Origin of the sequence: Terrabacter lapilli (assembly GCF_039531305.1) — a bacterium.
In the GTDB taxonomy this organism is placed as follows: Bacteria; Actinomycetota; Actinomycetes; order Actinomycetales; family Dermatophilaceae; genus Terrabacter; species Terrabacter lapilli.
The window spans coordinates 1-7556 of record NZ_BAAAPU010000002.1 but is presented as its reverse complement, the minus strand read 5'-3'; the positions used below and the strand labels follow the sequence as shown (position 1 = coordinate 7556).

Annotated in this window: 10 protein-coding genes and 1 pseudogene; 4 read left to right on the top strand and 7 right to left on the bottom strand. The window is 67.9% G+C overall.

Annotated features, from left to right (window positions below; translation table 11 throughout):
• Positions 1-12 precede the first annotated feature (12 nt).
• Positions 13-348, bottom strand: coding sequence for a YdeI/OmpD-associated family protein (locus ABD241_RS01380; protein WP_344057688.1), 336 nt, complete (start codon positions 346-348; stop codon positions 13-15).
• A 93-nt stretch (positions 349-441) separates the two neighbouring features.
• Positions 442-1029 (bottom strand): hypothetical protein, encoded by a 588-nt coding sequence (locus ABD241_RS01375; RefSeq protein ID WP_344057686.1) that lies wholly within the window; start codon positions 1027-1029, stop codon positions 442-444.
• A gap of 253 nt (positions 1030-1282) precedes the next feature.
• On the opposite strand from ABD241_RS01375, the gene ABD241_RS01370 reads away from it, so the two are divergent.
• The 3 genes from ABD241_RS01370 (at position 1283) to ABD241_RS01360 (ending at position 2794) form a co-directional block, all read left to right on the top strand.
• On the top strand, positions 1283-1894 hold the full coding sequence (locus ABD241_RS01370) for a TMEM175 family protein (protein WP_344057684.1): 612 nt from the start codon (positions 1283-1285) through the stop codon (positions 1892-1894).
• A 148-nt stretch (positions 1895-2042) separates the two neighbouring features.
• Positions 2043-2603: a hypothetical protein gene (locus ABD241_RS01365; protein ID WP_344057682.1), complete on the top strand. Its 561-nt coding sequence runs from the start codon at positions 2043-2045 to the stop codon at positions 2601-2603.
• On the top strand, positions 2600-2794 hold the full coding sequence (locus ABD241_RS01360; protein WP_344057680.1) for a hypothetical protein: 195 nt from the start codon (positions 2600-2602) through the stop codon (positions 2792-2794). The genes ABD241_RS01365 and ABD241_RS01360 overlap by 4 nt, the downstream gene beginning before the upstream one ends.
• Before the next feature lie 754 nt (positions 2795-3548).
• Here the strand turns inward: ABD241_RS01360 and ABD241_RS01355 are convergent.
• Complete coding sequence (locus tag ABD241_RS01355) at positions 3549-3962, bottom strand: hypothetical protein (protein WP_344057678.1); 414 nt, start codon at positions 3960-3962, stop codon at positions 3549-3551.
• A 141-nt stretch (positions 3963-4103) separates the two neighbouring features.
• Here ABD241_RS01355 and ABD241_RS01350 point away from each other — a divergent pair, with 141 nt between their 5' ends.
• A complete protein-coding gene (locus ABD241_RS01350; RefSeq protein ID WP_344057676.1) occupies positions 4104-4676 on the top strand; it encodes a mycothiol transferase in 573 nt (190 codons plus the stop codon).
• 148 nt (positions 4677-4824) lie between these two features.
• Here the strand turns inward: ABD241_RS01350 and ABD241_RS01345 are convergent, their stop codons facing one another.
• From ABD241_RS01345 to ABD241_RS01330, 4 genes and pseudogenes are all read right to left on the bottom strand, one after another.
• On the bottom strand, positions 4825-5652 hold the full coding sequence (locus tag ABD241_RS01345) for a carbon-nitrogen hydrolase family protein (RefSeq protein WP_344057674.1): 828 nt from the start codon (positions 5650-5652) through the stop codon (positions 4825-4827).
• A gap of 302 nt (positions 5653-5954) precedes the next feature.
• Positions 5955-6509: a hypothetical protein gene (locus tag ABD241_RS01340; RefSeq protein WP_344057672.1), complete on the bottom strand. Its 555-nt coding sequence runs from the start codon at positions 6507-6509 to the stop codon at positions 5955-5957.
• 131 nt (positions 6510-6640) lie between these two features.
• The gene (locus ABD241_RS01335; RefSeq protein ID WP_344057670.1) at positions 6641-7132 is read right to left on the bottom strand and encodes a hypothetical protein; all 492 of its coding nucleotides are present in this window, start codon (positions 7130-7132) and stop codon (positions 6641-6643) included.
• Between the two features lie 208 nt (positions 7133-7340).
• A pseudogene (locus ABD241_RS01330) lies at positions 7341-7556 on the bottom strand (hypothetical protein); the annotation flags it as partial.

Below are 7556 nucleotides of genomic sequence, written 5' to 3'. Positions count from 1 at the left end.
GAACCCGGGCACCTAGACCAGAGCCTGCGCAGGCACCGGTCCTACCGTCAATGAAACAAGTAGCCGCTTGCCGGTCCGGCTCAAGCCCGCTTCACTTCCCATGATCGGACGGGGCGCTCCCCTTGGGCTGCCGCCCCACTGCTTGGCGCGCAGATCCACCGAGGCGTCGCTGACGGTCCGGTCGATGCGGTTTTGGCGCGTGGTAGCCGTTTTCGCGGCGGAGATCCACTCGAGGATGGAGCGGCGGGTCGACCGTGGGAAGGCGTCCCGATAGGTGCGCGCTGCGGGCACGGCGTTCAGGGCAGCGCCCAGGTCCTCAGGTTCAGTGAGGGCCTCGACCTCGTGCAAGCCGTCCCAGCTGCCGGAAGCCCCCGACTGATCAGGGCGCCACCCTTACGACGTTGGCTTTCCGACAAAGGATGCGCTGTGTGGCCTCGCTGGTCAGTGCTCGAGGAGGATGGCGTAGCCGCGTAGACCGCTGGCGGCTTCCCCGGTCAGCGCTGGCAGGGCCAGCGTGCTGGGCAGCGGCCCGACGTTCACTATGTGCTGCTCGCCGTCGCACGGCACCCGCAGCGACAAGGTCGGCCTAGCCCCCGGTGATGAGTCGGTGAGGGTGAGCGTGGCTGCCCGGTCGCGGATGTCGGGGCGCATGACGCAGGCGGCGCGCAGGTCGTGGAGCCGCCCGGCCTGGGGCACCCGGGTGAGGGTGCTCGTCTTGCCGGGCACGTCCGAGAGGTTCACGACCACGCGAGAGATCTCACGGGAGCTCTTGGTCGGCACGATCAACGCTGCGGTGGCGCTGGTCTGCCCGGGACCTTCGGGGACGGGAGTCATCGACCCTGTCATCGACCCTGTCGTCGACCCTGTCGTCGACTCATCAGTCAACAGGGTCGGCGACTGGGCGGGCAGGTTGGCCCGGAACGTTGACGAGTCCCCGTCCGCGCCCTGCGTCGAGCAGGCGGCAACGGACAGAAGAACGACGAGGCCGGTGGCCATCGACGCGACGACGAAGCGCTTGGCTGAGTTCATGGGCGTCATCGTGAGCGCTGGGCTGGAGGTCCCGATGGCGGCGCGCCGACAGGGTCAGGCGCTGCGCTTCTGATCGACGGGCTTGGCGTGGTGCAGCTGATATCCGCACATACCGCGAACTGGTCACGAGCCCCGAGCCGCCGGTGCGCGCCGGGGATCTTGGTGGGCCGCGGCGCGGAACCGACGGCGGTTCTGGATGAGCCGTTTGCGACGAGTCGGCCACTGACATCATGTCCATGTGGATCGTGGACGCATGGAGGCGTTCAGCGACGGAGTCCTCGCCGTCGCGATCACCCTTCTGGTCCTGGACCTGCACGCCTCCGCCGCCGAGCCGGAGACCTTGGCGACCCAGCTGCAACGAGGGTGGCCCTCCTTCGCCGCGTACGCCGTCAGCTTCTTCGTCATCGGCGTCGTGTGGATCAACCACCACGCGGTCGTCAACCTCGTCGCCCACGTCGACCGCCGCCTGCTGTTCTACAACCTGCTACTGCTCTTCTTCGTCTCCACCATCCCGTTCACGACCTCTACCCTCGCCGAGTACCTCTACCCGTCCCACGGCGCAAGCACGAGCGTCGCTGTCCTTCTCTACGGCGTCAGCACCGAAGGCATGGCGGTGGCGTTCACCCTCATGCTGTGGCACATGACCCGCGCCGAGCTCACGACCAGGCCGGTCACGCGGCAGCAAGCGAACCGGGCCGTCCTGCGCTTCGGCGTCGGCACCTTGGTCTATCCGGTGGTGACACTCGTAGGGATCATCAGCGCCCCAACGATGCTCCTGCTCTATGCCGCGCTCACCGCGTACTACGCCTTCGAGCAGACGCCCATCCTGAGCGACCGGCCGCCACGGGGCCCCCAGGCCACCTGACACGGGGGGACTCCCGTGGGGCCCCGGGCCACACGTAACGTCCCCTCATGCCGCACAGCACGGCTGGGCAGCTTGTCGTTCCATCCGTCTGCCACGTGCCCAACCGCACGAGGGCACCGCGAGACATCCGTCCCTTAGGGTCGCGGTCATGACTCACACACAGGGGAACACCGGAAGGATGCTCGCACTCGTCGCGGCCGTAGGCGGACTGGCAGCCTGCAGCTCCACGGCGCCGGGCCTGGCCCTGAGCGGATCGCCGTCCCAGAGCGCCGCCGTGCACGCGCCCTCGGCGCCCGTCGCCGCAGTTGTCCCGACCACCGCCGCGGCGACGCCCACCTGCGGCACTCCCCCGCCGGCGCTCGTCGACCGGGCGAGCATGTCCATCGCCGCCCACCCCGGGGCCATCACCGCCACGACGTACGTCTTCGCCGCCACGACCGACACCGGCGACTGGTACGTCCTCGGGCTCGACCGCGAATACGTGCACGACGACGGCAGCCCCGTCGGGGAGCGCTCGCGCTCCCTTGCCCTGACCAACTCCGCCCGGACTACCGACGGCAGCGTCGCAATGATCCCTCTGAGTGTCGCGGTCTCCGAGAGGCTCCCAATCTCTTGGGATGCCGTCTCGTGGACGGGCGACACCCTCGCCGCCGGAAAGCGCGCGGTCGATCGGGCCATCTCCTGCCTCGACGGGCGAAGCCGCGGATGACCCGAGAGCGAGCACTCGCCGGGTCCCCCGAAGGCGCGGATGCACGGCCGAGCGCGCGCGCCGTGCGCGCCGCGCGGCCGCTGTGGCTCGTCGCCACAGGCGTCCTGGTGCTGGCTTCGCCGGTGCTCGTCATGGCGATCGGTGACGCGCTCGCCCGGGCCGACCCCCCATGGGCGGCGCGGGAGTCGTGACCCTGCCGTGGGCGGGCGCCGGCACGTGGATCTTGGTGCTCGTCGTGGCGTCGGCCGTCGCGGCCACCGCTGGTGCGCAGTGGAGCCGGGTTGCCATCGAGGAGCACACCGCACTCGCGTTCTCGGCCGTGTGTCGTCTTGGCCGGTTGATCCGCGCTCGCACGGTGGCTGGCGAACGGCTTCTACTTCGGCAGCCGGGCGGACGGGTGCGCCAAACCTGACTGCGCCCCCGCTCACCCTCTAGACCATGCTGCTGCTCGCAACCGCGGTGACCACGGTGTGGTCCTCGTCTCGGTGAAGGCTTCAGCGCCGTAGCAACAGGCGGTGGCTTCGAGCATTCGTTCCCACCGCAGTCTGGCTCTTCCGGTCTGCGGCCCAGACCGCACTTTGGGACCGCAAGCTCCTGCTCTGGATCGAGCAGAGCGGCACGTGACCGTGAGCGGTGGTGCTCGGAATGGCCATTGGTGCTGCCGTTCGAGCGAGCCGGCGCGTCTGGTGGCGCCACCCAGTGTCCATCCGCTTCGTTCGCGGCGCGCGACGAGCTGAGAGTTGACGGGTGCCACCGTCTAGGATCGTCCAGCGCACCGGCGGATGGCCAACCATGGGCAACCCCCCGGGGCCCTGGTGAGATAGCTAGGGTCGAATCATCGCCCTACTTCACACACTCCTCGAGCACACTAGGCAAGTCGACGCGTAGGGCGGGAGACGCACGCTCATGGGCCGCGGAGAGGGTGAGCTGCCAGTTCGCGCCGTCTCAGAAGTCCTCATCCCTGAGGCCGAGTTCATTCCACTTGGCGGCGGCTGCCTCACGGTCCAACCACGCAAAATCGAACGCGCAGTCGTCTCCAGGCACCGAGTATCGGAAGCGCACGCCCAGGACCCGGCGCTCTTTGTCGATGCTCGGGCCGTTGTAGTCGAGGGTGCCGGCATCAAGTTCCCGAACTGTCCACCAGCCCGGGCCGTAATCCTCGAATGAGGGTTCCATGCGGCCATCTAGCCAGATGACCCGGAACCACGGCCACGGCGCTTTCGAAGGGAAGGTCATCCGCCTAACAACACTGGCGAGGTAACCCCGGAGTTCGCCGTCCAGTGACAGGGTTCCAAGTCCGTGGTCGTACGCACGCAACTTCGGGTCGGGAAGAGGGTAGGAGTCGCCCGGGTCAGCCATGCGAACGATTGTCGCCCACACGACGCAGGGATGATCTCAACCGCCCTGTCATGCCGCGGACGGGACGTTCGATCTTGGGATGACCGAGCCATGGAAGGTTCGTGGACCGCCGTCGTCCCGAAGGTTCCCTATGGTGGCCACATGGTTAGCACCTTTGGCTTCACGCCCGGCCAGCCACCCGAGTGGGACATCGAGCGCTTCATGCGCGGCGACGAGGTCGCTACGGCCCTGATCACCTTGGAACGCAACCGGCGCGCATTCGCGTGGAAGTGTGCCGATGTGACCGCCGAAGGGCTAGGTCTTCGGCTCGGTGCGTCATCCGTGACGCTGGGAGGCCTGCTCAAACACCTGGCGTGGGTCGAGGAGCTCTACTTCCAGAACCGACTCGCCGGCCGTCCGTGCATCGCGCCGTTCGACCAGCTGAATGTCGAGAAGGAATGGGAGGACTGGGCTTGGAGTACGGCGGCCGACAACACCCCCGATGCCCTGCGGGCGCTCTGGGTCGAGACAGTCCACCGCTCCCGCGACGCGCTAGCCGAGGCGCTCTCCCGCGGCGGACTGGAACAGACGACCCACAACGGGATGAGCCTGCGCCGGTTGCTCGCCGACATGATCGAGGAGTACGCCCGTCACACGGGCCACGCCGACCTGCTCCGCGAGCACGTCGACGGAGCGACTGGAGAAGGCCCTCCCCAGGCCTTCCCGGTTCCCTAGCCCGGGCGGCTCGAAGGGCGGCGTCCATGGAGCCTTGCAGCCCGGTCGACCGGCGGTCCAACCCGAGGTCACAGCAAGCCTGAACGTGCTGCCATGCCGCCGATCGGTCGTGCCAATGTCCCCGGCTTCGTCAACACCGGTCACACTGTCAGAGCTCGGTGCGCACTCGGCTTCGCTCGTCGGTGACCCGGCGCTCCTGGTAGATGTCGCCGGCACGCGCCATCGTCCGCCAGGGGCGGGCAAGCTCGAGCGCCTCGCGAAGTGCCGGATCTGCTCGGTCCAACGCCCCGACCACCAAGCCGGCCTCGCCGCCGACGTCCGCCAAGACCTCGCCGTTCGGGCCGATGAGCCCGGAGTGGAACAGGTGCGTGGCCTGCGCCGGCAGCGACAGGCTCAACCAGAAGTTGTAAATCGCGGCGTACGCGCGCGCCTTGGTCGCGAAGATCGAGTCGACCGGGTAGGCGGACAACAGCAGACAGTCGACGCCGAGCCGGTCGTACTCGGCGAGGACGTTGGGGAAGTTGATCTCGATGCAGATCGCCAGCCCGAAGCGGAAACCGTCGACGTCGAAGACCACCGGCTCGAAGCCAGGGGTGTAGAACCGCGTGAGCTCGGTATGCGAGCACTTCCGCTTGTCGTATCGGTCGACGAGCCTCCCCTTGTCCGAGATGACGTACAGGCTGTTGTGCGGCCAGTGCGGCTCGGTCAACGGGTGGGCCGACCCGAGCACCACCCAGATCCCCAGCTCGCCGGCGACCGCGGCCACGTCCTCGAGCTCGCTGCGAACCAATGCCCAGTCGACGTCGTCCCAGGAAGCTACGTCCTCAACGGCGTACCCAGACAAGAACCCTTCGGGGAAGTGGGCCAGCCGCGCACCTGCTTCGGCAGCCTCCCTGAGCATGCGACGCACCTCGGCACCGTTGGTACGGGCATCGGACGAAGCGGTCGGCTGGCAGGTGGCGATGGCGAGGCTCACCCGCGCATGCTTACAGGTCACGATGACGGAGCGGTCGACTCACAGGTGAACCACTCGTTTGACCGGCGTCGGTCCCCACGCCTTCTCACCGGGAGGCGAGGCCGCTCAGAGCGCGTGGTGAACGTCCTCATTTGTCGCAGCGAGGACTCCGGCCGTCAACCATGGGGAGGTTGGACGGTCCTGAGCTGATGCCCCGCCCCGTGAACCCGCACGTGAAACCGCTGCTGGTGGAACCGCTGGTGTCCGCCCGGCACGCATCAATCAGCTTGCCGACCGGCTCGTCTGACGCCCACCGGATGGTGCTACGGCTGCCACTCCGCACGAGGCGGGCGGTTGTCCACGCCTCCCCGCCGAGGGACCGAGTGGGTCGGGTGCATCTGGGCCGCCTCCATCGACGTGTCGAACCCGAGGAGTGTCTCGGCAGCGGCTGGCGAAGAGGCCGCCGTCCTCGCCGAGGCTTCGAGCACGGACGCGCCGTACGTCGTGGCGTCCGCACGATGCCTGCCCGCTGGCGCCGGCGTGGTCCCAGCTTCCCCGCCCGGCCGTCGAAGCACCCGCAGCAGGTACACCGGGTCGTCGTCCTGCGCGCAGGCGGCAGCGCGGGCCAGCTCGACCGGATCTGAGCTCGTCGGCCTGAGCTCTTCAGGCAGGTCCCGACACAGGCGCCGGTACACCGCCTCACGGGTGGCGACCGGGAGCTGAGCGAACACCTCGGCGTGGACCATGTCGAACACCTGCGGCGATGAGACACGGAGCAAGTACTTGTATCGAGCCACGTCCAAGGCCACCTCGGCCTCGGACCTGCTCCTGTCGGATTGGTGCGCAGTCATGTTCCGGAGCCTGCCTCGAAGATTCATGACCCCTCCTTGAGAGCGTCGCGCCCGACTACCAGCGTGCCACGGACGGGGCCTCGATCCCATGGGCAGACATGTGAGGTGCCAGGTGGCGAACCCTGAACATCGACCTCAGACGTCGACCGCCTTCGGGTTCACGCACATGCTTCTGAGGCGAACTGCACATAGGACTGAACCGTGTCCACGTAGTCATCCGTCGCTTCGACGTACGTCTGGGTCAGCACCTGGCCGGGCTTCAACGCGGATAGGTGGTCCAGTGCGAACTCAACATGACCGGTGTACCAAGTGTTGTCGCGAGTCCAGCCATAAGCTACGTAGCGGAGGCCCGGCCGCAGCGGCTCCTCCCCACCGACCGAACGCCAGGATCGAGACGGCGCAGCTGTGTTCAGTTCGGCGCTTGTTGCGGTGGCGGGGGTGACCGGGGCCGCCGCATCCCACTCGCGCACCGAGACGGAGTCTTGTCCAAGAGGGTCGCCGTTGGTCCGGTCGCGGTAGATCGTTGCGCCGTCTACGTGGTCGTTACACAGTGCGAAAACGATGACCGGTCGCCCATGAGCATCGACCGAGATGCCGGTGGCCCCAGCCGGGGCGACGGTTTCACAGCCAGATAAGGCCGCCGCCGACATGAGGGATATGAACAGCAGGGAGCCTCTCGCCCGCGTCCGGCGGCACCACGGCAGAGGACGAACCATCACCCGGCAAAGATCGCATACTGGGCGGCCCGAGATAGCGCCCGTCATCGAACTGCAACGTCCTCTGATGCCGCGCCGGGATCGTCTCACGCGAGGTCCCAGCGGGCGCTGCAGTGCCGCAACGCTTCTCGCCCCGAGGGCGTCAGAAGCTCCATCCGTCCATGGGGCCGTTGCCGATGCTCGGATGGTCTTTGCCGCACCGGCTGCACCGTCGGTAGTAGTAGCCGCCTTCCGGGTGGCGGTGGGCCTTGTACCTGTGGTGCAGGTTGAGCCGGCACATCAGCGGCTTGCGCTTCACGGGTTGCGGCAACATCTGGGACCCCTTGGTGACGGCGCCTCGCAGGGCCAACGCGGTCGA